This is a genomic window from Alteromonas sp. K632G, assembly GCF_017653625.1.
Lineage (GTDB): Bacteria > Pseudomonadota > Gammaproteobacteria > Enterobacterales > Alteromonadaceae > Alteromonas > Alteromonas naphthalenivorans.
In genome coordinates, this window is the sequence record NZ_JAGGDM010000001.1 from 366365 (window position 1) to 392271 (window position 25907).

At 44.1% G+C, this 25907-nt stretch carries 25 protein-coding genes; 16 read left to right on the forward strand and 9 right to left on the reverse strand.

Features of this window, described 5'->3' with window-relative positions; translation table 11 throughout:
* Nucleotides 1-506 precede the first annotated feature (506 nt).
* Nucleotides 507-1703, forward strand: coding sequence for an alpha/beta hydrolase-fold protein (locus tag J5X92_RS01590; protein WP_244360031.1), 1197 nt, complete (start codon nt 507-509; stop codon nt 1701-1703).
* Between the two features lie 69 nt (nt 1704-1772).
* Here the strand turns inward: J5X92_RS01590 and J5X92_RS01595 are convergent, their stop codons facing one another.
* The gene (locus J5X92_RS01595; RefSeq protein ID WP_063458284.1) at nt 1773-3173 is read right to left on the reverse strand and encodes a M20/M25/M40 family metallo-hydrolase; all 1401 of its coding nucleotides are present in this window, start codon (nt 3171-3173) and stop codon (nt 1773-1775) included.
* Between the two features lie 333 nt (nt 3174-3506).
* Here J5X92_RS01595 and J5X92_RS01600 point away from each other — a divergent pair, with 333 nt between their 5' ends.
* A complete protein-coding gene (locus tag J5X92_RS01600; RefSeq protein WP_208804339.1) occupies nt 3507-5585 on the forward strand; it encodes a S9 family peptidase in 2079 nt (692 codons plus the stop codon).
* Nucleotides 5586-5732: 147 nt separating this feature from the next.
* Here the strand turns inward: J5X92_RS01600 and J5X92_RS01605 are convergent, their stop codons facing one another.
* From J5X92_RS01605 to rsxA, 8 genes are all read right to left on the reverse strand, one after another.
* On the reverse strand, nt 5733-6626 hold the full coding sequence (locus J5X92_RS01605) for an alpha/beta hydrolase (protein WP_126871909.1): 894 nt from the start codon (nt 6624-6626) through the stop codon (nt 5733-5735).
* Nucleotides 6627-6892: 266 nt separating this feature from the next.
* Nucleotides 6893-7534: an endonuclease III gene (gene nth / locus J5X92_RS01610; RefSeq protein ID WP_126871908.1), complete on the reverse strand. Its 642-nt coding sequence runs from the start codon at nt 7532-7534 to the stop codon at nt 6893-6895.
* 97 nt (nt 7535-7631) lie between these two features.
* Nucleotides 7632-8324, reverse strand: a complete 693-nt coding sequence (locus tag J5X92_RS01615; RefSeq protein WP_159529623.1) for an electron transport complex subunit E — start codon at nt 8322-8324, stop codon at nt 7632-7634.
* Complete coding sequence (rsxG, locus tag J5X92_RS01620) at nt 8321-8989, reverse strand: electron transport complex subunit RsxG (RefSeq protein WP_013784957.1); 669 nt, start codon at nt 8987-8989, stop codon at nt 8321-8323. The genes J5X92_RS01615 and rsxG overlap by 4 nt, the downstream gene beginning before the upstream one ends.
* Nucleotides 8990-10078, reverse strand: a complete 1089-nt coding sequence (gene rsxD / locus J5X92_RS01625; protein WP_013784956.1) for an electron transport complex subunit RsxD — start codon at nt 10076-10078, stop codon at nt 8990-8992.
* Nucleotides 10075-12675 (reverse strand): electron transport complex subunit RsxC, encoded by a 2601-nt coding sequence (gene rsxC / locus J5X92_RS01630; RefSeq protein ID WP_208804342.1) that lies wholly within the window; start codon nt 12673-12675, stop codon nt 10075-10077. Before rsxC ends, rsxD begins: the two co-directional genes overlap by 4 nt.
* 3 nt (nt 12676-12678) lie before the next feature.
* Nucleotides 12679-13248 (reverse strand): electron transport complex subunit RsxB, encoded by a 570-nt coding sequence (rsxB, locus tag J5X92_RS01635; protein WP_013784954.1) that lies wholly within the window; start codon nt 13246-13248, stop codon nt 12679-12681.
* Entirely contained in the window at nt 13248-13829 is a 582-nt protein-coding gene (gene rsxA / locus J5X92_RS01640; protein WP_013784953.1) for an electron transport complex subunit RsxA, read from the reverse strand. Before rsxA ends, rsxB begins: the two co-directional genes overlap by 1 nt.
* A gap of 384 nt (nt 13830-14213) precedes the next feature.
* Here rsxA and J5X92_RS01645 point away from each other — a divergent pair, with 384 nt between their 5' ends.
* The 14 genes from J5X92_RS01645 (at nt 14214) to J5X92_RS01710 (ending at nt 25897) form a co-directional block, all read left to right on the forward strand.
* On the forward strand, nt 14214-15167 hold the full coding sequence (locus tag J5X92_RS01645; protein WP_208804344.1) for a hypothetical protein: 954 nt from the start codon (nt 14214-14216) through the stop codon (nt 15165-15167).
* Complete coding sequence (locus J5X92_RS01650; RefSeq protein WP_208804346.1) at nt 15160-16761, forward strand: hypothetical protein; 1602 nt, start codon at nt 15160-15162, stop codon at nt 16759-16761. The genes J5X92_RS01645 and J5X92_RS01650 overlap by 8 nt, the downstream gene beginning before the upstream one ends.
* A 5-nt stretch (nt 16762-16766) precedes the next feature.
* Nucleotides 16767-18164 carry a hypothetical protein gene (locus J5X92_RS01655; RefSeq protein WP_208804348.1) on the forward strand — a complete coding sequence of 466 codons (1398 nt, stop codon included), beginning with the start codon at nt 16767-16769 and terminating at the stop codon, nt 18162-18164.
* Nucleotides 18148-18429 (forward strand): co-chaperone GroES, encoded by a 282-nt coding sequence (locus J5X92_RS01660; RefSeq protein ID WP_208804350.1) that lies wholly within the window; start codon nt 18148-18150, stop codon nt 18427-18429. Before J5X92_RS01655 ends, J5X92_RS01660 begins: the two co-directional genes overlap by 17 nt.
* A gap of 10 nt (nt 18430-18439) precedes the next feature.
* Entirely contained in the window at nt 18440-19489 is a 1050-nt protein-coding gene (locus J5X92_RS01665) for a hypothetical protein (RefSeq protein ID WP_208804352.1), read from the forward strand.
* Nucleotides 19490-19571: 82 nt separating this feature from the next.
* Nucleotides 19572-19751 carry a hypothetical protein gene (locus J5X92_RS01670; protein WP_208804354.1) on the forward strand — a complete coding sequence of 60 codons (180 nt, stop codon included), beginning with the start codon at nt 19572-19574 and terminating at the stop codon, nt 19749-19751.
* A 77-nt stretch (nt 19752-19828) separates the two neighbouring features.
* The gene (locus J5X92_RS01675; RefSeq protein ID WP_208804356.1) at nt 19829-22375 is read left to right on the forward strand and encodes a phage protease; all 2547 of its coding nucleotides are present in this window, start codon (nt 19829-19831) and stop codon (nt 22373-22375) included.
* 70 nt (nt 22376-22445) lie between these two features.
* Nucleotides 22446-22889 carry a hypothetical protein gene (locus J5X92_RS01680; RefSeq protein ID WP_208804358.1) on the forward strand — a complete coding sequence of 148 codons (444 nt, stop codon included), beginning with the start codon at nt 22446-22448 and terminating at the stop codon, nt 22887-22889.
* On the forward strand, nt 22876-23475 hold the full coding sequence (locus tag J5X92_RS01685) for a hypothetical protein (protein WP_208804360.1): 600 nt from the start codon (nt 22876-22878) through the stop codon (nt 23473-23475). The genes J5X92_RS01680 and J5X92_RS01685 overlap by 14 nt, the downstream gene beginning before the upstream one ends.
* Nucleotides 23472-23969, forward strand: a complete 498-nt coding sequence (locus tag J5X92_RS01690) for an HK97-gp10 family putative phage morphogenesis protein (protein WP_208804362.1) — start codon at nt 23472-23474, stop codon at nt 23967-23969. Before J5X92_RS01685 ends, J5X92_RS01690 begins: the two co-directional genes overlap by 4 nt.
* On the forward strand, nt 23966-24376 hold the full coding sequence (locus J5X92_RS01695) for a hypothetical protein (RefSeq protein ID WP_208804364.1): 411 nt from the start codon (nt 23966-23968) through the stop codon (nt 24374-24376). The genes J5X92_RS01690 and J5X92_RS01695 overlap by 4 nt, the downstream gene beginning before the upstream one ends.
* A gap of 65 nt (nt 24377-24441) precedes the next feature.
* Nucleotides 24442-24624: an HI1506-related protein gene (locus J5X92_RS01700; RefSeq protein WP_208804366.1), complete on the forward strand. Its 183-nt coding sequence runs from the start codon at nt 24442-24444 to the stop codon at nt 24622-24624.
* Nucleotides 24624-25577, forward strand: coding sequence for a hypothetical protein (locus tag J5X92_RS01705; RefSeq protein ID WP_208804368.1), 954 nt, complete (start codon nt 24624-24626; stop codon nt 25575-25577). Before J5X92_RS01700 ends, J5X92_RS01705 begins: the two co-directional genes overlap by 1 nt.
* Nucleotides 25577-25897 (forward strand): hypothetical protein, encoded by a 321-nt coding sequence (locus J5X92_RS01710; RefSeq protein WP_208804370.1) that lies wholly within the window; start codon nt 25577-25579, stop codon nt 25895-25897. The genes J5X92_RS01705 and J5X92_RS01710 overlap by 1 nt, the downstream gene beginning before the upstream one ends.
* Nucleotides 25898-25907 lie beyond the last annotated feature (10 nt).

Consider the following 25907-nt stretch of genomic DNA (forward strand, 5'->3'; position numbering starts at 1 on the left):
TAATAAGGGCTCAGTGGAAACGCTTAGCCTCTGTAAATAATATGACTTCGCTTTTAGTTTCAGTGCCAACTATTTAAACCGCCAAGCGTGGAGAGCCAAGCTTTATCGTATTAGGTGTTGAACTCAGTAAAAATTACGCATTTCACCATCACAGTGAACATTATCAAGGTTTCTTTGAAGCTTTACGGTGATGCTGAGCGTAAAAAAAGCGGCTATCATCAAGGCCAAGGGCAGTAAAAAGATTAATTCAGGTCTCATGCTCAACACCCACTGTTTTGTTCACTTAATAGATAGATCAATGATTAATCATGTATTTGCAAGTGGCTCAAGCGTCCAGCCCGCTCAAATGAAAAGTCGCTCGCCTGGGGGGATCGGCTCTCATTTCTGTCTTCCTATGGCGCCTTTTTCCACATCCTTGTTCGCCTCCTTTTCCGACCCCGTTGATTTTGTGGTAACGTAATTAAATCGCACAATTTATCATAACGCATTAAAAGGACTTAACTTTCATGGCGCTGCAGCGAATAAAGGTACTATGTTTTTTTCTACTATCAATCAGCCCAATCTCCTATGGGCAAGATGCTTCTGTAGAAGATGAAACACAAAGCTTCAGTTACACCCTAATTACCGAAAAGCTAACATCGAAGGTATTATCAGAAGAGCGCACTGTGGTTGTTCAACTCCCTAAAAGCTATGCTGAAAACCCAGATAAAAAATACCCTATTATTTACCGTCTTGATGGCGCTACTACGCTCGTCATGTTGAATGCGGTTCTTGAAAGTTTGCAATCTCAGCGGGCGGCGCCAGAAGTTATTGTGGTGGCAATCGAAAACACCGACCGTCTTCGGGATTTATACCCTAACGTAAATAAAGACCCCAGTGGTCCCGTGGGTTATGGCGGCGGAGGTGCTAAGTTTTTACAATTTATCACTTCAGAATTGATGCCGATGGTGGAAAGTAAATATCGGGTGCATGATTTTCGAGTTATTGCAGGTGCATCGGCTGCAGGCGCTTTCTCATTGTATGCAATGCAGCAAGCGCCTGAATTGTTCAATGCTGCCTTAACTTACAGTGCTGCGGTATGGTGGGCACATGGCGCAACGGCAAAGACTACGGTTGAGTTCATAAAGAATAATAAAAAGCTCGATCATTACCTTTATACCGCTATTGGCAACGAAGGTGCGCCCATGCGCCCTTATTACGATGCGATGATTTCAGATATCCGTAAAAACAAGCCGGTGGGGCTACGGTGGCATAACGATGTATTCAATGACGTACCTCATAACCTTGTGACCAATGCAGCAAGCTTTAAAGCGTATTACAGTTTATTTTACTCAGAGTATATGCGCCCGAAAGACTATGATGGTGATTTGAGTTCGATTGAAAAGTATTACGAAGTGGTATCACAGCAACGAGGCGAGAAAATCGAAGCGGCGGAATGGGTAATAAGAGAATTAGGTTATCACTTCGTGACAGAACAAGATTTCGATGAAGCTATAAAGCTATTTCAGTACGGTATTGAACGTTATCCCAATTCGCCTGATGCATACAATGGTCTTGCCTATGGCTACGAGCAGTCAGGCCAGTTTGAAAAAGCACTGGAGCAGGTGAATAAGGCATTAGCGCTAGCTTCATCGGATTACGATGGCTATGACGTTTACGTGGGTAGACGGGAACGGTTATTGAACAAGCTGGGTGAGAGTTAAAGCGCAAATGTAAACGGGCAGGAGAGTTGCTCAGTTGTACTAGCTCAGTCCTAGCCCGCTTATGCCATCTTAAGGCTTTAATGCCACATCTGAATCAGCAATTAAATATATACTTGCTGCATAAGCGGCAATATTTTGCGCTAATTCATTGGGATCAATCTTATCAAGCGTATCATCAGGCGTATGATGTAAATCGAAGTAATCCTGTCCATTTTGGTTTAATCGAATGGTCGGTACACCTTTTTTAGCCAAGGGAATGATGTCAGGACCACCGCCGGGAACATCTGATCCTCCTCTCACTATGCCAAGAGGGGACAATATTTTTCCTACTTCATCCATCAGCAAGGTAGCTTCTGGATTGACGTTTGATACTAACTGCCAAATGGTTTGCGCACCAAAGTCAGATTCGGTTGCCAAAACATGGTTTTGTAGGTTCGCATCATGTTGTTTCGCATAGGCGAATGCACCAAGTAAACCCACTTCTTCTGCACCAAACATTACCACCCGAATGGTGCGCTTGGGGCGAGTCGGTAAATTAGCAATCAACGCGGCAGCTGCGGTAGTGATGGCAACGCCTGCGCCATCGTCAACCGCGCCAGTGCCTAAATCCCAGCTGTCTAGATGGCCACCAATAAGTACGATTTCTTCAGGCTTCTCACTTCCCACTAAATCGAGAACAACATTTCCGCTTTTCACTTCGCCTTTCCATTTTGATTCTGAATGCAGTGAAAGACTTATAGGCTTGCTTAATCCATGTAAGCGGCGAAGGTGATCAGCGTCAGGATTTGAGATAGCGATAACTGGAATATCTGCCCATTTGTCACCGTCTTTACTCATCATCCCTGAGTGTGGGAATCGATGTGAGTCTGAACCGACAGAGCGAACCACCAATGCGCTAGCGCCACCACGCTGCGCATGTTGCCAGCCAATTCTTCGACGTTGATTGGCTTGGCCATAACCTGCGCCGGTTTGGCTTTTAACCATTTTGTCGCCATCGACAAAAGCAATTTTTCCGCTAAGGCTGCCATCCTTAACATCTGATAATGCGTGAATATCTCTAAAATATACTACATCGGCATCAATACTCTCTTTTGATGGAGCGCCACCACCTAAAGCAGTACCGTATAAATCCTGCTGGTAGGGCGAGGTTAGCGATATGTGTAGATGCCCTCTATCCCAAAAAGGCATCGTAAATGGTTCGATACTGACGTTGTCGAATCCCAAACGTTCGCCTAACTTTACCCCCCAGTCTCTCGCGCGTTTCTCAGCTTCAGAGCCTCCCAATCGAGGGCCTATTTCTGTTGTCAGCGATGTCACGATGTCCATACCTAAGTCACTTTTCAGCGCAGTTTCTATAAGGTCGTTCGCAGTTTGTTTTTGTTCGTTTGTTATCACATTAGAAGCTGCCAGTAGCGGAAAACTAAAAAAAGCTACAATAGCGGTAAAAGTGAGGCGTCTAAGTTGATGCATGTGTTCTCCATTAATACTGTTATTTGGGCCGAATTCTTATAGTAACTGCAACGTACCCCAAAATTGTTTTTTATTATTTAAGCGCTCTTTTCTAGTTTTAACGGTTTAGGCCGTAAAGTAATGCGAATTTGCTCGCGTAGAAGATGTTGCCGTTTACAGCTACAGTCTCTTAGCTAAAAGAAGAAAACCCTGAGCGCGACCAGAATATGAAATTCAACCTATAAATACTACTTTTTACATCAAAGGTAAGGTATTTCTACTGTTATATAAGCTATGTTAGACCTTCAATAGTCATTCTATTTATCGAATTAAAACAATTAGAGCAAACGAGCCATGAATAAGAGATGTTTAAGCAAGTCGGCGTTAACACTAGTCATAAGCACATTATTAACTGCCCATTCGGTTTTGGCAGACGAATCTGCAAGTAATACTTTGTCTTTAAAAGACGTATTTAATCTTGAGTATGCTACAAACCCAGTGGTAACACCTGATGGCAAACATGTTGTGTACGAGCGTCGTAGCATGGATATTATGACTGATTCAATGCGACGGAATCTGTGGACAATAGCCTTAGATGGAAGTGCTCATCTGCCTATTCTCTCTGACAGTAAAAACCACTTTAATCCTGTGTTTTCACCTGATGGCGCTAAAATGGCTTACCTTTCAAGTAAAGAAGGTAAGGTTCAAGTTTATCTAAAAGATTTAGCATCAAATAGCACAACTCGCGTAACTGATGTCGCAATGCGCCCGAGCGGTATGAGTTTTTCACCAGACGGTAAATATTTAGCTTTTGCTATGTTTACACCCACTAAAGCCAAACCGTTATTTAATTTAGATTTTAAGCCTAAAGGCGCTAAGTGGGCAGAAACCCCACAGTATATCGACCAAACCAATTTCCAACGAGACGGCATGGGAATGAAACGCCCCGGCAACATGCAAATATATGTTGTGCCAACCATTGGCGGAACGCCAAGACAAATTACTTCTGGGGAACATGACCACGCCGGTACCATAGCATGGTCTGACAATGGTCAACAGATCATTATCTCTGCTAACACCAGCGACGAAGCTGATTTCGATATGCTTAATAGCGATCTGTTTAGCATTGATGTAAAAACGTCAAAGGTGACTAGATTAACTGATATGAGTGGCCCTGAACGAAGCCCTCATTTAAGCCCTAACGGTAATAAAATTGCCTTTGTTGGTAATGAAGATAATGGAAAATCAAATCAGCTAAGCCATTTATATGTAATGAATTCAGACGGCACGGGCATCGAAAACCTGACTAGTGAGCTAGACCGCTCTGTCGGTGCAATTAAGTGGGCTGACAACGGTAAAGGGGTATATTTTAGTTATGATGATATGGGGAAGAAAAGTGTCGCCTATGTTAGTTTGTCAGGTAAAATTTCAACGAAAACAAGTGATTTAGGTGGCACTAGTTTAGGTAGGCCGTACACATCGGGCGATTACGATGTAACCCCTAAAGGTAGCGTTGTTTATACCGCTTCAATGGGCGATCGCCCTGCTGATCTTGCAATAGCGACCAGTAAAGGGAAGGTTAAACAACTGACTGACTTAAATGGTGATGTGTTTGATCACAAAACAGTGAATAAACCAGAGTTGGTGGAACTAAAAAGCAGTGTAGATAATAGAGACTTACAAGCTTGGTTGGTTACCCCTCCTAACTTTGACCCTAAGAAAAAATACCCGCTAATTTTAGAAATACATGGCGGGCCTCACACTGCGTATGGCCCCAGTTACTCAACAGAAATACAATTAATGGCTGCTGCTGGTTATGTTGTTTTATATGGCAACCCTCGTGGGTCTACTTCTCAAGGTGAAGAGTTCGCTAGTTTAATTGATAAAAATTATCCATCACAAGATTATGACGACCTTATGGATATGGTGGATGCCGCTATTGCCAAAGGTTATGTGGATGAGTCTAACTTATTTGTTACTGGCGGTTCTGGCGGGGGGACACTGACCTCTTGGATCATCGGAAAGACCGACCGTTTCAAAGCCTCTGTAGTGGCGAAACCCGTTATAAACTGGACAAGTATGATTGGTACATCTGATATCTATGCGTATATGAGCAAGTATTGGTTTACAGACTTACCTTGGAACGATTACGAGCAATATTGGAACCGTTCGCCGTTATCATTAGTGGGCAATGTAACAACGCCTACCATGGTGCTCACCGGTGAATTAGATGTACGTACTCCTATGTCTGAAAGCGAACAATATTATGGTGCATTACGCTTACAAAGTGTAGATAGCGCACTGGTGCGTATTCAAGGGGCTTATCATGGTATTGCAGCTAAACCTTCTAACTTAGCACGTAAAGTTGGATATATTTTAGCGTGGTTTGACAAGTACAAAGACGACACGAACAGTGAAAAGAAAGAAGACTAGAGATTAGTTTTCTTTAGAAGTAAAGCTTAAAAATAAAAGCCCTACATACTGTTTTAGTATTAGGGCTTTTTACTTTTTAAATGCCGTTAATTTGGCTAAGCATTTGTTGCAAATAAGCTATCTTTTACTAACCGTTTTATTGCTTATTTAATGTTTATTTAAAAAGCTTAAAATATCTTTAGATACACGTTTCACATCTTCCACCATAGGCATATGGCCAAGATCTTCATAAATAAGTGTGTTTGAATTGAGCATCAATTTCCAGTGGGTAAAATCGTCTACCGGTAACAGCTTATCGTTAAGCCCCCATATCAGCATCGACTCAGGATAATCGAAACGGTAATCACGAGAGTAAAAATCCCGCAAGTTGAAAAATTGATGGAACATGTGGGTATATTGCGCTCGCTTATTAATATATTCCCATGCGAGTGCGCGCAAAATAAACTTTGGGATAAATGGTGGTTTAGCCATGATTAAATCATAGAATTTAAAAAAACCCTGTTCAACTTCATGTTCAAAAGGATTTAATTTATTGTCTATCATATTCTGAGCAAATGGTGACTTAGCGCCTGCTGGGTCGATCAATACTGCTTTTTCAATTCGCTTAGGCATTTCATCAAATAGTTTAGCCGCCATCATTCCGCCCATAGAATTACCCACTATGCTGAAGTGCTTAATGTTTAATTGATCTAATAGTGCCAATAACATCTGGCATTGGCTGGGAACAGAATAATCATCATCGGGGTGGTAAGCAGTTTGGCCATGGCCTTTAAGGTCAGGAATAACTAGGTGATATTGAGAAGAGAATCTTTTGGCAAAACGATTCCACACATACTTATCAGCACTGAAACCGTGTATAAGTACCAGCACAGGCTTGTCGCTAGAAAAGTGTTTTGTATTGCTATGGTAAAACACTTCAAGCCCATCAATTGAGCGGCTGTCACAATACAATCTTGCTAACTTAGCTTCTGTACGATTAACAAAATCAAAGATTAATCGACTCAATAGCATACGACGCAGCTTAGTCGATAAAATAATCATCAATCCTACAATAACAGCAGTAATCAATAAAACGATGATAAATAATTCCTAATGATTTCTATATTGGCTTACAACGATGTGCAGACTTTTGCTTTTAGATAGGAGTTTAATTGGAATCTAATGCGTTGACTAGTAACACTATTCGGACGGAGAATTTTCTAACAGGCGGTTAGTATTGCGATAGACGCTTTTGGCAAGTAACTCTTCGCAGGGCGGCAGCTAGCTCTTAGTTAGCTGCCGCTAGCAGGTTAAGCCCCTTGTTTAAGTTACTCAGCATATTCAGTTTTATCTTTAAATTCACACAAGTCTTCAATAATGCAGCTTCCACAACGAGGTTTGCGGGCAATGCAGGTATAGCGGCCGTGAAGAATTAACCAGTGGTGAACGTCTACCTTAAATTCTGCTGGCACTACTTTTAGTAGCTTCTCTTCCACTTTCTCAACGGTTTTACCCATAGCAAGTTTAGTGCGGTTACTTACGCGATAAATGTGGGTGTCTACAGCGATGGTAGGCCAGCCAAACGCGGTATTCAGTACTACGTTAGCCGTTTTACGGCCAACGCCAGGCAGAGCTTCTAAGGCTTCTCGGCTTTCGGGTACTTCACCATCGTACTTTTCAACCAAAATTTCACTAAGGCGATGTACATTTTTGGCTTTTGAGTTAAACAAGCCGATGGTTTTTATATATTCTTTTAACCCGTCTTCACCAAGAGCAGCAATCGCATGGGCTGTATTGGCAACGGGAAAAAGTTTGTCCGTGGCTTTGTTTATGCCAACATCGGTAGATTGCGCCGATAAAGTGACCGCGACCAACAGCTCAAAGGGCGTGGAGAAATTAAGCTCAGTGGTAGGGTGGGGGTTATCGTCCCGAAGTCGGGTTAAGATTTCACGTCTTTTTGTGTTATTCATTTTTATTTAGCTCGTTCTTTTTCCACTCGGGCTTTTCCATTCAGGCTTAGCCATTCAGGCGTAACCATATTCTCTGCCACTAGCCGCTTAGCATTTATTATGCGTCGGCGGTAACACGTGCGCGAGTGGCTTTTTCTTTTACCGTAGTCTCGCGGGCTGCTATTCGAGCATCAATCATATTCTTAAAAGCAATTAAAAGCCCCATGCCCAAGAACGCACCGGGAGGCAATATTGCTAGCAAGAAAGGAGAATCGGTTTCAAATAAGGTGAGTGTCCAGTTACTGGCAATGCTGCCGAATAGCCTGTCGGCACCTGCGAACAAGGTTCCAGCACCTAAAATTTCTCGCATACCGCCAAGCACAACAAGTACGAAGGTGAACCCTAATCCCATCACTAGGCCATCATATGCTGATGCGCCCGCACTGTTTTTAGAGGCAAAAGCTTCCGCTCTACCGATGATTGCGCAGTTAGTAACAATCAACGGAATGAATATGCCCAGCGCAAGGTATAACTCGTAGGTAAAGGCGTTCATTAAAAGCTGCACTATGGTAACAAAGGCGGCAATAATCATAACAAATACAGGAATGCGTATTTCGTTTCGAACAATATTCCGTACCAATGAAACGGTAACGTTACTGCCAATCAATACTAGCGTGGTAGCTAAGCCTAACCCTAGTCCATTTATAAAGGTGGCGGTTACCGCCAGCAAAGGGCATAAGCCTAGAAGTTGCACTAGGGCAGGGTTGTTCTTCCAAATACCTTGGAGGGTAAGGTCGCGATAATCTGTCATTCGCTTAACACCTCATTGGTTGGTAATACGTCATTTTCAATACCGCACATATTAGGAGCGGAAAATAAAGTTTGTTGGTTATCTTGCACGTAAAGCAGTGCATTTTTAACCGCGCTAACCACCGCTCGCGGCGTTATTGTGGCACCAGTGAATTGATCGAACTCACCGCCGTCTTTTTTCACTTGCCATACAGGCAAGGCACTTACTGAAAAGTGTTTTCCGGTGAATGACGTTATCCAATCGCTGATCGACAATTCTATTTTATCACCCAGTCCTGGGGTTTCTTTATGCTCTAACACGCGAACACCAAGCACATTCATTTGCGTATCTACCCCAATGACCAGCGCAATATCACCGCTATAACCATCTGGTGCGGTAGCTTCAATGGCTAGAGCTGTAGGTTCGCCGTTTATCCGTGCTCGATAAACCGTATGAGGTTCTTGGGTGCCTAAATTGGAGCTTACCACCGCCGTGCAATCAGCATAAAGCTCATTGTCATGTAACTCATGCGGCACCACTTCATTTAATATACTAAGCAATTTTTGCTTTTGTTGCTGTGCAATACGTTCGGCTGTACCGTTATAGGTGAGGGCGATGAGCGCAGTACCAATTATCGCAAACGCACTTAGCATCAAACCATTTTTTACTAGCGTCTCTTTTACCATTTACTCTACTCGCCTTGCTTTCTTAGTAACCTGATGCCCGTATGTACGGGGGCGGGTATAGTAATCAATCAGCGGCACGACCATATTCATAATAATGACTGCAAAAGCAATCGCGTCTGGGTAACCGCCAAAAACTCGAATAATAACCACCCAAAAGCCAATGGCTGCGCCATAAATTATGCGCCCTTTTGGTGTGGTTGACGCAGATACCGGGTCGGTGGCAATAAAGAATGCGCCTACCATCACTGCACCGTTAATGAGATGAAAAAGCGGCGATGCATAATGATCGGCATCAATCATATAAAGCAATAATGCAAAAACCGCCACTGACGCCAACATGCTGCCTGGAATATGCCAGCTAATCACTCTTAACTTCACAAGCCACAGGCCGCCGAGTAAATAACTTAAACTTACCCATCCCCAACCTGCACCAGCAGATTGAAATAGCCCCGTGGAAAAAATAGGTCTGAGCAATGATTCTGAGTACGTAATACCCAAGGTTAAGTCAGTTTTTAGGGTGTCGAGCGGTGTGGCCATTGTTACACCGTCTGCCACAGTCCGTAACTGGGTAACATCGTAACCTGTGGTCGAAAAGTCGGTAAAAATAAGTGCCGCAGAGTCTAAGAAGCTAGGTGTTAAGCTAGCTAGGTGCTGCGGGGGTAACCATAAACTCATGGCGGCCGGGAATGAAATTAACAGTACTACATAGCCAATCATCGCTGGATTGAAAATGTTAAACCCTAAGCCACCGTATACTTGTTTGGCGACGGCAATGGCGAAAAATACGCCTGTAATCGTCATCCACCATGGCAGTGTAGGCGGAATGCTAATAGCAATTAGCAGGCCGGTTAGTATGGCGGAGTAGTCGGTTAACGTACGCTCGATAGGGCGTTTACGTAACCAGAGGATAACCCCTTCAAAAACGAGGGCACTGGCGACCGCTAAAAAGGCTTGAATGAGTGTACCCCATCCAAAAAATACGGTTTGAGCAATAATACCAGGCACCATGGCATAAATGACCAAGCGCATGACCTGGCCAGTATCGCGCTTCACTCTTTGATAGGGAGAACTCGATAAGATTAATTTCATGATTGATTGTTCTCACTTTCTGCCGCTGCTTTTTTTGCTTTAGCCTTAGCGACGGCCGCTGCAATACGGCTTTTTTTCTCAAGAGCAGGATCGTTTGCTTCTTCAGATAGTACTGATTGTGGAGCGGTTTGCTCGGCTTCGCTTGTAGGGGTAGGTAACTCGGCTTTCTCTGATACCTTTACCTGCTCAGGCTCAACATCTTGACTAGCAGTGCCTGAATCATCAGTTTGCGTTTTCTGAATTTCCGCTAAACGTTTTTTCGCTTTAGCTTTTGCTACCGCCGCAGCTATTCTGGCTTTCTTGTCATCCGCGGTGTTCGTGGTTTCGTTGTTTGACGCTTTTTCGACATTGTCAACACTACTGTTTGGCCTTTCAAGAGGCTTTTCGTGTTCTGTATCAATATGGCTAGCTTTAGCTTCAACAGTACCTTCAGCATCATCTGACGCTGTTTTAGGCGCTTTTAAATCGCCACGGCTCTGCTGTTTTTGTAATTCTGCTTTCTTAGCTTTTGCTTTAGCAATTGCGGCGGCAACCCGGGCTTTTTTCTCATCTTGCAGTTGCGTTGATGAAGCTGAGGTAGAAGCCTCTTCCTTTGCCTGACTTTGTGGTAAATCGCTTCCAATTACTTCAGCGCTGCTTTCGTCTAGTTGTTGGCGTGCTGCTTTTTTGGCTTTTGCTCGCGCGATGGCGGCGGCAACTTGCGCTTTCTTATCGTCGGCAGCCGTGCTTACATTTTCAGCTTGGTTTTCAACTTGGGTTTCAGTCGCTTGTTGATCTGTCTGTGCTGTCGATTGAGATTCTGAAAAAACTTCATCAGATTTAGGTGCTTCAGACGCCGATTCTTTAAGCTTCTGGGCTTTTTTAGCTTTAGCGCGTGCTATGGCGGCGGCAACTTGCGCTTTTTTATCATCAGCAGGTGAGCTTGCGGTAGTGCTTGTGCTATTTGCGGCTGCAGGTTTTGCGTCAGCTACGCTTGTTTCGTCAGAATTAGCGCTCTGAAGGGCTGCTTTTTTCGCTTTGGCTCTGGCTAATGCAGCCGCGACTTTATCTTTAGAGCTATTTTGCTCTGTAGAAGGGGCTGGTGATGCAGATTGGCTATCGGAATTATTCTTTGCAGCAAGTCGTGCTTCTTTAGCGCGGCGGTGTTTGGCTTCACGCTCTTCTTTTTCCCGTTCTAGGCGCTCGTTTCGCGCTTCAAAACGTTGTTTCGCTTTTTCTGCTTTGTTCTTTTCGTCTCGTTGCAATCGTATTTCAGATTTAGCTTGGCGGTAATAATGAACCAAAGGTATTTCACTGGGGCATACATACGCACAAGCACCACATTCGATACAGTCGAAAAGATCGTAGTCTTCAGCTTTGTCGTATTCTTTTGCTTTGGCGTGCCAAAACATTTGTTGTGGTAGTAAAGAAACAGGGCATGCGTCAGCACACGCACTACAACGAATACACGGGCGTTCGGCGTTATCGTCTACCAGTTCTTTTTTGCTGGGTACTAATAAACAGTTAGTGGTTTTCACCACAGGTATGGTGGCATCCGCCAAGGCAAAGCCCATCATAGGGCCGCCCATAATCACTTTAGGCGACGTTTGCTTTTTAGCTTGGTAGCTGGCTTCTTCTAGCAAGTGCTTTACTGGTGTACCAAGTAAAGCTCGAAAATTAGCAGGCTTAGCTACGGCATCACCGGTTACCGTGACAATACGTTCAATAAGTGGCTTACCGTGTAAAATAGCATCGGCAATGGCAAAACAGGTCCCCACGTTAAACATCATGACGCCAATGTCTGCCGGAAGACCGTTACGGGGCACTTCGCGGCCCGTGATAACTTGAATTAATTGTTTCTCACCACCTGCAGGGTATTTCGTTTCAATAGGTACTACCCGATACGCATCCTTGTCTTGGCAGGCTATATTAAGTGCTTGAATGGCTTCAGGCTTGTTATCTTCAATGGCAATAACAATCGCTTTAGGCTCAATAATATGCGCTAAAATGTCTAAGCCTTGGCGAATCTGCCACGCGTGTTCGCGCATAAGGCGATCATCTGCAGTAATGTAAGGTTCGCACTCAACGCCGTTTAGCACTAAAAACTCAACGGGCTTACTGGTGGCGGTTTTAATATGGGTAGGAAAGCCTGCGCCTCCCATGCCAGAAATGCCGGCTTGGCAGATGGCATCTACAATCGTATTTTTATCTACCCCAGTATAATCAGCTAAAGGTGATAGCTCGCCCCACGTATCTTTATCATCGGGCTTAATGCTAACGCACATTTCCGTAAGACCACTAGGATGAGCAACCACGTGAGGTGCTATAGCAACGATATGCCCCGAGGTGGGCGCATGCACTGGCACAGCGTAAGGTGTTGTAGCATTAGATAGCGCTTGGCCTTTGTAAACATAGTCACCTACGTTTACGCAGCATATACCTTCTGAACCCACATGTTGACGTATAGGCAATGTGAGCAGATCTGGCATTGTTGGCTGCACAATAGCGGCCTTGTTCGACAGTCTCTTTTTATCATCAGGGTGCACGCCGCCTGGGAACGAAAAGAGTTTCCCTGAATTTAGGCGTTCAATAATGTTATCAAAATCTGGGTAGTTCAACGCTTACGACACCATTTTAATTGGAATGTCACCTTTAGGTGATGAGGAAAAATCCCACTTCCATGTTGCTGTGGTTGGTGTAACAGGCACCATATCGATACAGTCTACTGGGCAGGGATCTACACATAAATCGCAGCCCGTACACTCTTCAACAATCACTGTATGCATATGCTTTGCTGCACCTAATATGGCGTCAACGGGGCATGCTTGAATACACTTGGTACAACCAATACATTCGTCTTCTCGAATGAAGGCGACTTTTTTCGTATCTTCTTCGCCGTGAGCCGCATCGAGAGGTTTTGGTTCTACCCCCATCAAATCGGCAAGTTTTTTTATGGTCGACTCACCACCTGGGGGGCATTTATTAATTTCATCACCATTAGCAATGGCTTCTGCATAGGGTTTGCAACCAGGGTAGCCACATTGTCCACATTGAGTTTGGGGCAATATTTCATCGATTTGATCAACCAATGGGTCGCCTTCCACCTTAAATCGAATACTGGCATAACCTAAAATTAAACCGAAGAGAAGCGCAAGCGCGCCTAATGCGATGATGGCGTATGTCATGGTCATTATACTTTCACCAAACCGCTAAAGCCCATAAATGCCAAAGACATAAGGCCCGCCGTTATCATTGCAATCGATGCCCCTTTAAATGAAACAGGCACATCGGCAGCAGCTAAACGTTCTCGCATGGCCGCAAATAGAACTAGCACTAATGAAAAGCCAACAGCCGCACCAAAGCCATAAATAAGGCTTTCCATGAAGTTATGCTGCTCGGTAAGATTCAGCAAAGCAACACCAAGCACAGCGCAATTGGTGGTAATAAGAGGTAGGAAAATACCTAATAAGCGGTAAAGGGTAGGGCTGGTTTTATGCACCACCATCTCGGTGAACTGAACCACGACAGCAATCACTAAAATAAACGCTAATGTTCGTAAGTAGCCAATACCTAAAGGCGCAAGTAGATAAGTCTCTACTAAGTAGCTTGTGGCCGAGGCTAGCGTTAATACAAACGTGGTGGCCATAGACATGCCCATGGCAGTTTCGAGTTTGCTCGACACACCCATAAAAGGGCATAAGCCAAGAAACTTCACCAGCACGAAGTTATTAACTAATACGGTACCAATTAATAGTAATAAAAATTCAGTCATGAAAATCGCAATTCCTACGAGGAATTAGTTGAGTCTCGGCATAATGGCCGTACTCGAAATTGAAACAGGAATAATTTGTCTATTATCGCTTTTTAGGCGCAGATTAACAACTTGATTGAATTAGGGTTATTTAATGAATATATAAGCTATTTCAGGAAGAAAAAAACGTATGAGATAATAGAAGAAGTATAAAGCGGTAATGAGCCAACCAAGTGGCTCCCCGAACCCTCCTTACTGGGAACTATTAGAGTGCCAATGGTCGTTTTTAAGCGTAAGTTACCGCCACGCTTAAGAATTGCAGCATAATCGTGCAAATTTTGAATAGTTCCCCCCTAGATAAAACTTGCCCTAGTGCTGCGCCCCGCAGTGCACCAAAATGAAGCCATGAAGAAGGATAAAAGCAAGTTCTTAGAGCCTCGGAAGGACATTACGTTTCGATGTGATGCGTGTCGTCATGTGTGGGACAGCGAACCAGAAGAAGTAATTGATGATGCAGATTTGTCTCATCCTTACCGATATTTCGCTATTTGCCCTACTTGCCATTCCCGATCGCAGCAAATCCCATGGCAGCGAGGTCTTTTTAGTAGTTATGTGAAGTCTACGGGGCCAAGAACGTTAGAAGGTAAAGCGGCTTCCTCTGCTAATTTAGAGGGCCATCCCACGCCAGAAGAAGCGTTGAGAACTAGATTTAATGCGTTGAAACACGGCGCTGCAGCTAAGCAAGCGTTATATTTCCCTGCGAGGCCAGGTAAATATGATGCATGTGGAACTTGCGATATAGATTTTGACTATTGTTCGTCCCAAGCTGCCTGCACCAGAAAAACAGAGTTGTTCATGCGGCATTTAATTGCCATTGAGTCACACGACCCCAAAATGCTGCGCGAACACCAAGCTATGGTTCAAGCTAACTTTGCCTCGCTGATGGATGACATGCTTATCAGCGTTATCAATAAAGGGGTAATGCTAGAAACCCCAGCCTATGCGTTTGATAAAGATGGCGGCTTTCATTTGGCTAAATACAAAGATGAAGCAACCGGCCAATCAACTCAGATAATGGATGCAAAGGCAAACCCCCTCTTAAAACCCATATTTGACCTTATGAGCAAAAACAATATGTCGTTGGCCGACCTGGGTATGACGCAAAAAGTCCAAGATGAGAATGAAGTGCAGATGGGGCGGTTACAGCAAGAGGGTAAAGATAAACAGAGCTTATCTGACTTCCAAAATAAGCAGAACGAATTACTCGCTGGCCTTCGTGAGAAAATAGTGAATTCACAAAATTCTTTAAAGAACGATGAAATTCTCATAGAACATAAAAAAGCAAACGGCGATGGCTGAACGTACCACGGCCAAAGAGAGGCGAAAACTACAGCATTTAGCAGAAACGGAAATACTCCGTTTTAATGGTGATCATGCTCTATGGCATAAGCATGTGCATGATATAACGCTTGACCCTATGCAAGTGCTTAAGTGTTACGAAATGGATAAGCACCCCAATACTATCGATAACAGTTGTCGTCGAACGGGTAAAACCGCAGTAAAAGAAATGTGGAACTTAAAATACTTGGCAACCAACGCTGACCAGGAACTGGGAATCGTTGCGCCCAAAGAAGCCCAAAGTATCGTTAATTTAAATTACCATTTGGACGCTATACGCCGTTCGGAAATACTGGGTAACTTTATAGATTACCGTAACGGCCGTAAGCAGATGAGCGACACCTACTTTCGCTTTTGTAATCGCAGTATTGCACGTGGGTACGGTATATTTTCACAAATTGATGGGGGAGATTTAACGTTAGCCTCTATTGAAGAAGTGGATGATTTAGATCAAGAGCGCCTTAATTCTCGTTTTCTACTAACCATGGGCTCTACACGCCGTTTGGGTGCGGATGAAAATGCCAAAAATGAACCAATTATAAGAATTACAGGGGTATTTAAAGGTGCGTCTGTATTATCGAATCTGTTAGAAACTAACAAATACCACATGTTACCTACTGTCGATTGCCACCTAGGCGTAGAGCTTGGCATATTGAATGGCAAATTTATTGACGATATGAAAGTGCAGCTATCACCAGAAGAGTACATTCGCCAGCTGCTGTGCATTAATACCAGCTCAACTAACCTTATATGGGAAAAGTACATTCGAGCTGCCATACAAATGGGTGCTAAAACAAATATTGAAATGGTGATCCCCGAACCTGGTACACGTTACCGCAAACGTGGACTACTCAGCTTTGGCTACGATGCTGCAGGGCATGGTGAAAGTGCCACTGCGTCGAAACATGCATTCATCGTTACAGAGCAAGTGGGAAACTATGTCGTAGTTTTATTTGCAAAAACATGGGCAGCCGGCACAGATGATTCAATAGTGAAAAATGACTTGCTTGCGTTTTGGCGATACTTTCGACCCGATTATGCAATTGGTGATGCCTACGGCTTGGGGATGCTAACGCAGCTTAATCACGATTTATTTTCAGAAGGCCTTACACAAGTTGATATTAGGGCAGTAAATAACGGCGAGTCTAACGCAACCTCTTGGAATGAATGGGCTTTCGCCCCTCTACGCTTTGAGGGCTCTATCAAACACAGTATGGCACAAGCGCTAAGGGGTATTTTTCACCACCAACATGCGGTTATTCCTTACGTTGACCACCTTGAACCAGTCGGTTTTGATATAGACAGCCTTGCCGTTAAAGATATGAAAACATTTATTACGCAGCTATCGAATATTAAGCCAGAAGAAACCAGTAAAAGTTACTCAAGCTACGTTATGGTGCTGAAGAAACTTGGCGATGATTTATTTGACGCTGCAATGGCTGCTGTATGGGCACTTGCTACGCGTGGCCAACCCAAACCTGCAGCATCAGTACTTACATCTTCAAAAAGCCGCGACGAACTGTTGGGCGCCACCATTTTATTACCAGGGGTATAGCAAGCATGGGAATTCTTTCAAAAATAAATAGTGCGCTAGGCCGTCACTCTAATTCGGCCGACACGGTAAGCAAAAGCGAAGAGCCCCAGCACAAAAATAATACTCGCAGTGGAACAACGGTAAATTCTGAAAATATCGCGGAGCGAATTTACAATGAACTGTATATATCCCCAGATTATAAATTGTCGGTTTATAACATCCGTGAAATGGACCGCGTAGACCCTCGCGTGAAACGCATACACCGAAAGATGGCTAGAGATGCTACAAAAAACGGCATACGTCTGCAGTGGGAAGGTAAAGAAAGTGAACGTGTAACCCGTTTGTTTAACGAATTTAAACTTCGTCTTGGTTTGAATAATCCACAAAAGCTGCATTCAGATGCCCGTGGTGCTGCTATGGAAGGCTCATTAGCTATGCAGTGGGTGGTCAATGATAAACGTAATGTAGTCTCGGGCCTGCGAATGCCAGCAGAAACAATTTTACCGGACACACTACCCACAGGACAATTGAAGAGCATAGCTTCTGCATATAAGCAATTAGACCCAGTTGGGGGGTACCAAATAATTGCAAATTTTGCGTTTTGGCAGCTATCAATGGTGCGCATAGACCCAGATAACTACGACGATTTCGGTTGTCCTGGTCGACCGTATTTAGATGCAACACGAAAAACGTGGAAGCAACTGCAAATGACAGAAGATGATTTGGTTATTCGTCGTAGAACACGAGCACCGCAGCGTTTCAGTCATGTTTTAGATGGTGCTACTGCCGAAGAACTCGCCAAATACAAATCTACAATAGAGAGCAATAAAGGGTTAATGACCACCGATTTTTATGCCAACCACAAAGGTGGTGTAACTGGTGTGAATGGTGACGCAAATTTAGACCAAATCAACGATGTGGTGCATTTGCTCGATACATTTTTTAGCGGTGCGCCCGCCCCCAAAGGTTTATTTGGCTATTCTGAAGGCCTGAGTCGAGACATTTTAGAAGACTTGAAAAAAGACTATTTTGAAGAAATTGAAGGTCTGCAAGACACTATTTCCCAAGTGTACTTTGAAGGTTTCCGTCTGCAGCTGCTGCTTGCGGGTATTAACCCCGATTCCTACAATTTTAATGTTCAATTTACCGAGCGCAAAACAGAAACACGAAACCAGAAAGCCGACCTTGCACTGAAATATCAGGCGCTAGGTGTGCCAGATTCATTGGTATGGGAAACGGCAGGGTTTGAACCTGCGTATGTTATGGATAAAATTAAAGACCAAAAGCGTAGTGGTGATCCTTATCCTGGCGAAGAAGACGATGAGGATGGAACATCCACTAATGACAATCCCAAGCCACGTGTTACGGTAACGCCTAACAATCAACCTAAAGGCGAGTCAGCCACTTATGTGCAAAATGCTTAAACCCATTGCTGATAACGTGGTGGTCACTGATGAACGCCCAGCTAAAACGTCGAATACCATTGCTGTCATAGACAGTCGGCCTTCGAATCAAGCCACAGTTTTAGCGGTAGGTAAGGGGAGAGTGTTGGGCAACGGTAGACGAGCCCCTATGTTCGTGAAGCCAGGTGATAGGGTGTTATTGGGTAGGTATGCTGGTTATCGTTATGAGCTTGATGATAAAACAGTACGCATACTTTCTATTAACGATGTACAAGCTATATTGTGAGTGAATGATCATGAGCGAGTTATCAGCTAAGAAAGCGATTATAAAACGCGCCCAAGCTCTCGCTTTAAAAGAGTATTTAACGTTAGATTTGGCCACCCTTGCCACGTTGAAAGAATATTACGAAGCAAGCTTAGAAGAAACGGTGGCTTTATTAGTTTTTTATGCTGACTCAATCGGCATTATTCGACTTCAACAACTAAGCGCATTACGCCGTGATATTGAAAGTGTGCTGTTGAATTTATCTCGCCTGCAAACAGAATTATTAAATGCTAGTTTACGGGAGTCAGCCACCATTGGTACAAAGCCTTTCTTATCGTACTCTGGCACCGAAGCTGCTCTTGATATCAGTCAGCGCACAACCCGTTTTGTTAAACAGTTCACTGGTGAAGATGGGCTTCAATTATCTGATCGCATTTGGATTATTAACGATAACCATAAAAATAAGGTTATCCGTGCTATTAACAGTGCAGTTATTCAGGGCAGTTCTGCCAGTGAAGCCGCAGCTGCTTTAATTGCTAACGGTGAAATACCGCCTAGTTCTTTACAAGCAAAAGAAAAAAACGCAAGTAGCGATAAAATAGGCAAAGTATTAAAAGCACAAGGTACCGACGAAGATGCCGCTTATTGGCAAGCCAGACGCTTATTTAGAACTGAAATAAACAGAGCTTATGGAATGTCGTACCAAAATAGTTTGCAAGACGATGATGATGTTATCGGTACCCGATTTGTATTGAGCCCTAACCATCCTAGGGTGGATATTTGCGATATGCATGCAAGTGTTAACCGTTATGGCTTAGGCAGAGGCGTTTACCCAAAAGGTAAGAACCCGTGGCCTGCGCACCCTAATACTTTAAGTTATGTAGAAGCGGTATTTGATGATGAAGTATCAGCTGAAGACCAAGCTGGTAAAGAAGACCGAATTCAATGGTTAAGTAATCAGCCTGGTAATATTCGAGTGGGCGTACTGGGCGTATACAAGAACAACTTACTTCAAAACGACCAGTTAAAAGAAACCATGATCAAGTCGAAAGTCAAAACCCTTAAAAAACGCTTTGCATAAAAGTTTGCCCTAACCTTGCACTAATAGCCGCTCTAAACTTTCTATTGTCAGCAGCAAATCATTAAAAATGGAAAATTAAATTATGAACATGAAATTTTTTGACTATGAGCATCTTCCCTCCAAATTACAGGCGGTAAGCAAGCCTGTTGGTGATTTAGCACGTCAAATGAATGAAAGCTTACCAGACGGAGCTGAGAAGAGCGCAGGCCTTCGAAAGTTATTAGAGGCCAAAGATTGTTTAGTACGAGCAGCTTTGGGCTAGCACTTTCTTTTTTGCCCTAACGCTGCGTTTCCCCCCCTGCCACACTGAATCTAGGTTAAATATAGTTAAGTGTGGACATGAGCCGACACAACCGAAAAATCCAATTGGACGCACCTGCAGCTACGCGAACGGTGCGCTTTCTAGCCGCTGCAGTGTCGGTGGATGCCGACCAACAAACCAGTGTGGTTACCATTACTCGTACGGGCCGTTTCTATGACCCTCGTTACGGCAATTTTGAAATTAACACCACAATGCTTCAAAGCATGGTTGAGAATTTCAATGCTGGCGTTTTCGGGCAAGATATTTTCATAGACCGTGCTCATACCCCCAGTGATGGTGCAGCCGGCACAATTACACGCTTATTCCTGGATGGGAACAAACTGCGTGGTGAAGTAGCGTGGACGAACTTTGGCCAAGAGTTAATCAAGGACAAAGGTTATCGCTATTTATCAGCGGAATTTATTGAAAATTTCGTCAGCAACGAAGAACCCCATACTGAACATGGCCCTACCTTATTAGCGGCAGGTTTAGTGGTTCGCCCCTGTATCAAAAATCTAGACCGTGTAGAGCTATCAGAAAGTGAAGACTTTGATGGCATACAGCTAATTTCACAGCAGCTGGCGGTTAAACTATCTGAGGAAATAAACGTGGAAAAGTTACTCGAGTTATTTAGAGCTGCGCTTGCTAATAAAAAGCTTAGTGAGCAGGCCATTAGCAAATGGGTAGAAACGGCTAAGAAAGTGCTAGAAGGCACTTCTGATGAATCACAACAAAAGACCCTTATGGCGAACTTGCAAGAAACCGCATTGGCGCTTGCTGAGTCTGCGCCAGATTCAGTTCCTAACGTTACCGTTAATACTTCAACTGGCCTAACGGAAGACGGTGTTAAGGCTCTTTTTGAGAAACTAGAAGCCGACAAAGCGAAAAAACTTTCCGATACTGAATCTAAAAAAGCCGCTAACGTAAAACTGTTTACCGAAAAGGTAAATGGTGTTGATGGTTTGTCAGATGGCGTAAAAACAAAGTTACTTGCGTCTGCAGACTTAATTACTGCAGATATGAGCGAAGCCCAAGTTAATGCGTTAGCAACGCAGCAAATTACGTTGGGTGAAGAGTTAGAGTCGCAAACTAAACTCGCTGGTATGGGTTTCTCTGGTCATCAAGGCGCGATGGGTTCAGTAGTTTTAGCATCTGGCCACAACGTAAATGCAATGAAGCTTGCCGAAGATGTGCGTAAGCAACTTAAGTTAACCTCATCGTTTTCTAACAAATCAATTCGCCTTTCTGAGTCTGTCGATCCGTTCGTCGATAAAGTGCTAACGTTGTTTGATGGTCAGTATAATCAGCAACTAAACCGTGAGTATAAAGTACTTAATGGTGAAGAAGGCAGTATGTCAGATACGTCGTTACCTTATGCGTTTCGCCGTGAAGTGATTCGTGAAGCCCTGCACGATATGTCTGTACTACAGCTAGTTGCTACCAATACAGACCCTTCCGCTCAAGCTGTTACACAAGTGCCTTATGAAGAACGAAAAGCGTTTTCAGGTCGCAACGACGGCTTAGTATTTGAACGTGGCGGTATTCCAAAGGCAGGTGTTACACAAAAAATGGATATGGCATATATCAATGCGATGAAAATTGCGTTTAATGTGTCTAACGAAATGATGCACTTTACCCGTGTAAGCGGTGTTAATTGGGATGCATGGGGCCGTCATGTAGCAACGTGCTCACGTATTCTTCGTGAAATTGTTGTGCGTAGACTGGCGAATGAAATGCTACGTATTTCCGATAGCTTCGGTGCAGTACCGGTTACGTCTGAAAATATTGCATCACAGCTAGATGGTGCTAATACAGTGCTAAAAACGGCTGCATTCCCAGTGGTTCGCCCACATCAAGTGTATGACCTACAAGGTAACCCTGTGGGCTCAACGAATAACCCCATTGTTATTAGCTTTGGTGGTACTGAAATTGCCGCCTTCGATGGTTCGGGTACACAAGAAGCTGGCACTTATTATGTGCTAACTAACCCTAACCTTGGCTATATTCAATTTGTTGACCAAACCGGTGAAGTAGTAGCGCCTAATGAGTCAACAGCGACCATTAGTTACAGCCAATCAACAAACGTTGCGATGTTTGATATTGATTTGCCGGCTGATACCAAGCTAGAAGCGCACCTAAACGGTTTGTTACGCAAGCTAGGTAGCCGTAAAGCGCTAATGAAAGACGACCGCTACGAATCTCCAAACTTCTTGTTAATGAGCAACACACTTAACGACATGTGCACCAATGCTGACCAGTTCGTGGTGAGCTTGAAACGTGATGGAAGTGATACGGGAAGCATGGGGGATCTTGAAAGAGTAAAAGGCTTACCTGCATTTTCTACCAACGCACCAGGCATTGACCTTGGTGATGAACGTATTTTGATGGGCCAAACAGGCACCACAAGTTATACGGTGGCAAAAGCGTTTGCCATTGGTGAAATGCAAGAGGGCCGCGACCCTGCAACCGGTGAACTTAACGGTACTAAAGAAGCGTATGGCGAAGAATACAATGCTATTCACACGCCTAAGCCTTTGGCCGACCGTTACACCTCTGTTGTTGTGTATTCAGCCACAGGCCGTTAAACGCCATTAATGTAACCCATAAAAAGGGCAGGCCGATTTGCCTGCCCTTTTTTGTATAAGGTACGTGAAAATGAAAAAAGCAATTACCAATACGACTGCGGCGATTATGTTTGTTGCTGGCAAAATGATTAATCCAGGTGAAACTCGTACGGTAGAAGTAAAAGAGACACCCACACCTTCTTCATTTACTGGCACTATTAATATTGAAAGTATTTTGAGTTCGCCGGTCGCCAAGTTAGATGAAGTGTTAGCCCCGCTTAAACAAGATGCTTTGCAGCAGTTGATTGCCGCTGAAGCTGCAGGGCAAAACCGTAAAACGGCTATTTCTAAAATTGAGAGCGCCATTAAAGAGCGTGAATACGATAGTGAGCTTAGTGAATTTGCATTAGCCCTCTCGAGTGTAGAAGAGTTAGACCCTCTATTACTTGAAGTGGCGGATGATGAAACCAAAACCGCCATGGTTCAGGATGAAATGGCAAAACGGGCAGAGCAACTAAAGAATGACAATAAGTAAAACTGACCTTGTCGGCAGTCTTTTAGTGTCAGTATCAAGTAGCAAAAAGCTACTTGATACCACCGACACCACTTTGACTAGCACAATCGTGGATAATGCCTTAGATGCACTCAGTCGACTAGCGCCGGCTACAGGCATTGATACCATCACTTTACAGTCTGGGGTGCAGGTTTACAGCGCGCCCACTAATCTTTGGGCATACAAAGAGACCGCGTGGGGATTTGAACAAGCAGCCGCGCCGTGGGAAGCCGGTTATATTTCACGTCTGCCTGAAGTCAGCTATAACGAAGGTTCAATATATTTCAGCTTTGCGCCAACTAGCGCCATGATTGCCAATTTAGGAAGCCGCTTTACCTACTTTTATTATGCCCGCTACCAAGTGATAAATAACGCAATTGACATAGAGCCTCGCAAGCAAGCGTTGTTATTGCTGTTGTGTCAAATGGAAGTAATGAAGCTACTGGTGCTACGTGAGCCTGGCACACAAGTTACCGTGAAAGGCGGTGCCAAATTGCAATACGGTAGTCCTGCGATAGCGCTTAAAGCCCTAGAAATTGAAGCGCGAACCATTGCTAAGTCGTTATGAATCAGTTGGCCATAGAGTTAAATACTCGCGCTTTACTGAACTACCTACAGCAAAGCGTAGGGAAAGTTGATAGTGCCGCGGCTAAAATTATACGCCGTGGCGCAAATGAAGGGGCTCGGGAAGCGAAGCGGCATGCCCCTAAAGCAGATTCAACCTTAACTAATGCCATTAATGCAAAGCAAAAAGCACTTACTCATCAACAAATCTTAGCGCCTGTTCACTATGCTAAATATATTGAAGAAGGAACCGGTAGAGGGGGGTGGGTACCAGAGCAAACAATCATGGACTGGTTAACAGTTAAAGGCATTCGCCCCGATGATGAAAACATGAGCATGGAGCAGCTTGCTTACCTTATTCAAACTAAGATTTTTTATAACGGCACACCCGCCCAGCCCTTTTTAAGCCCTGCTGCACAACATATAAAAAAAACATTGCCAGCCCTTTCTCTACGCATACTCACCGCTGAATTAGCGGTCAAAGGTGAACTTAAATGACTCCAGAAGCGCGTTTAACCGCAGTTGAAAATAATTTAAAGGCGTTATTAGGCTCAGATATCTATGTCACCCGTTCGTACAGTGATTTAGATACAAAAATGGATACTTACCCGCGTATGTACGCCATTGTATCTTCGGGGTTTCCTCAGTTCGGTAAGCTTTTCGATACTGAAGACGAAATTCATAACTTCATGATAGTGGCACAAGAGCAGGTAACCGAAGCTACTGCTGGCAGCGAAAAAGAAGCTATCGAATTTGCCATGATAGAAAACATTCGCTCCTTGGTGGCTAATGACGGACAACAAAACGCCCCGCTAAACATTGAGATTATTAGTGCTCGGCAATCTCGCCAAATGGATCCTCTCTACGCTTGGGTGCTCTGTGAATTGCGCTTTAACGACCTTTAATTTTTGCCCTAACGCTGCGTTTTCCCCCCTGCCACACTGAGTACATCAGCAAAAAGGGGGCGCACATGCCTATTACAGTAACAAATTCACATGCCAAATCAGTACGTAGTGCTGGTATCGACTTTAAGCCAGGTAAAACTGACTTTCCTGAAAATCAACTTACCCAGTCGCAGTTAGCGCAAATTAATGCCGCCCCTACTTTATCTGTAAAGCAGGTTGAAGCTGTGCCTGCAAAGGAGTCTAAGTAATGAGTGCGACCTTCAAAAAATACAAAGTTAAACGTCTTCTACTCACCATGGCGGTTTTCAATGCGACAGCTGCCCCTGCGTTAACCGTTGGAGAGGATTACATTGCAGCCGGTGAAGTCGCTAAACACATTCAAACGAAGAACGCTGAAATTACCTTTGAAGTGGAAACGATTGACCGAGAGCTTGATGACGCAACGCTGGGTTACAAACCACAATTATTAGTTGGTCAGCATTTTACGTTGTCGACAGAGATTGAAATTGCAGGCGCGGGTACTGCAGGCAACGTTCCTGCTTACGGTGACTTACTTAAAATTGGTGCGTTCTCGGAAACCGTTAACGCGGGAACGGATGTAACTTACACGCAATTAGACGATGACAGCTGGCCAGACGCGACGTTCTATTTTTATGCTTCGGGCAGAAACCACAAAGTGTTATCGGCGCAAGCGAATGTGAGCTGGACAATTTCAAACGGCGGCGTACCCACCTTTACCCTTTCGATTACGGGTACTTATGGCGGTGTACTTTCCGCGGCGATGCCTGCCCCTGCATTCTCACAAACTAAACCAGTGAAAGTGGGCAATCAATACACCACTTTTTCGTTAGATGGCACTGAATACGCCTTGGTTAATTTTAGTTCTGACCAGAATAACGAAGTTAATTACACCGATTTACCCGGGTATGAAGGCGTTAGCATCGATGACATTGCACCGGAAGGCGAGATTGAAATTCTAGTACCTGATCACGGCGACTTTGACCCATACGCCATTGTAAATAGTGAAGCTGAAGTGTTTTTACCTTTCACGCTGCAACATGGTACCAGTGCAGGCAATATTGTGTCGTTCTCCAATACCCAGTTGCAAATTCTTGGGGTGGGGTATGGCGAATTTGAAGGTAAACGCACTTTCGTGATGCCTTATGGCGCTATTAACAAAAATGTGTTGGCGGTGAGTTAATGAAATTACGCATTGTTAAAAAAGAATCGGTTGCGTGGCCAGTCACGGTAAACATACCTGTTGATGGCGGTAAAGTTGAAGAAGCCAGCTTCTTTGTGCGTTTCAAACGCCTCAGCGAAACAGAGTTCGACAAATTGGCCAAGGAAGGTCAAACCTCGTTGCTAGACGCTGCCATTTTAGGCGCGGGTGAAACAGAAGGTGACATTGAAGAGGTAACCACAGCTGACAAGAAAGCGCTGTTATCAGATACCAACTATCGTGTTGGTCTATACAACGCGTACTTGAAAATGGATGCAGGGGTGGCGGAAAAAAACTCCTAGAGGCCGCCCA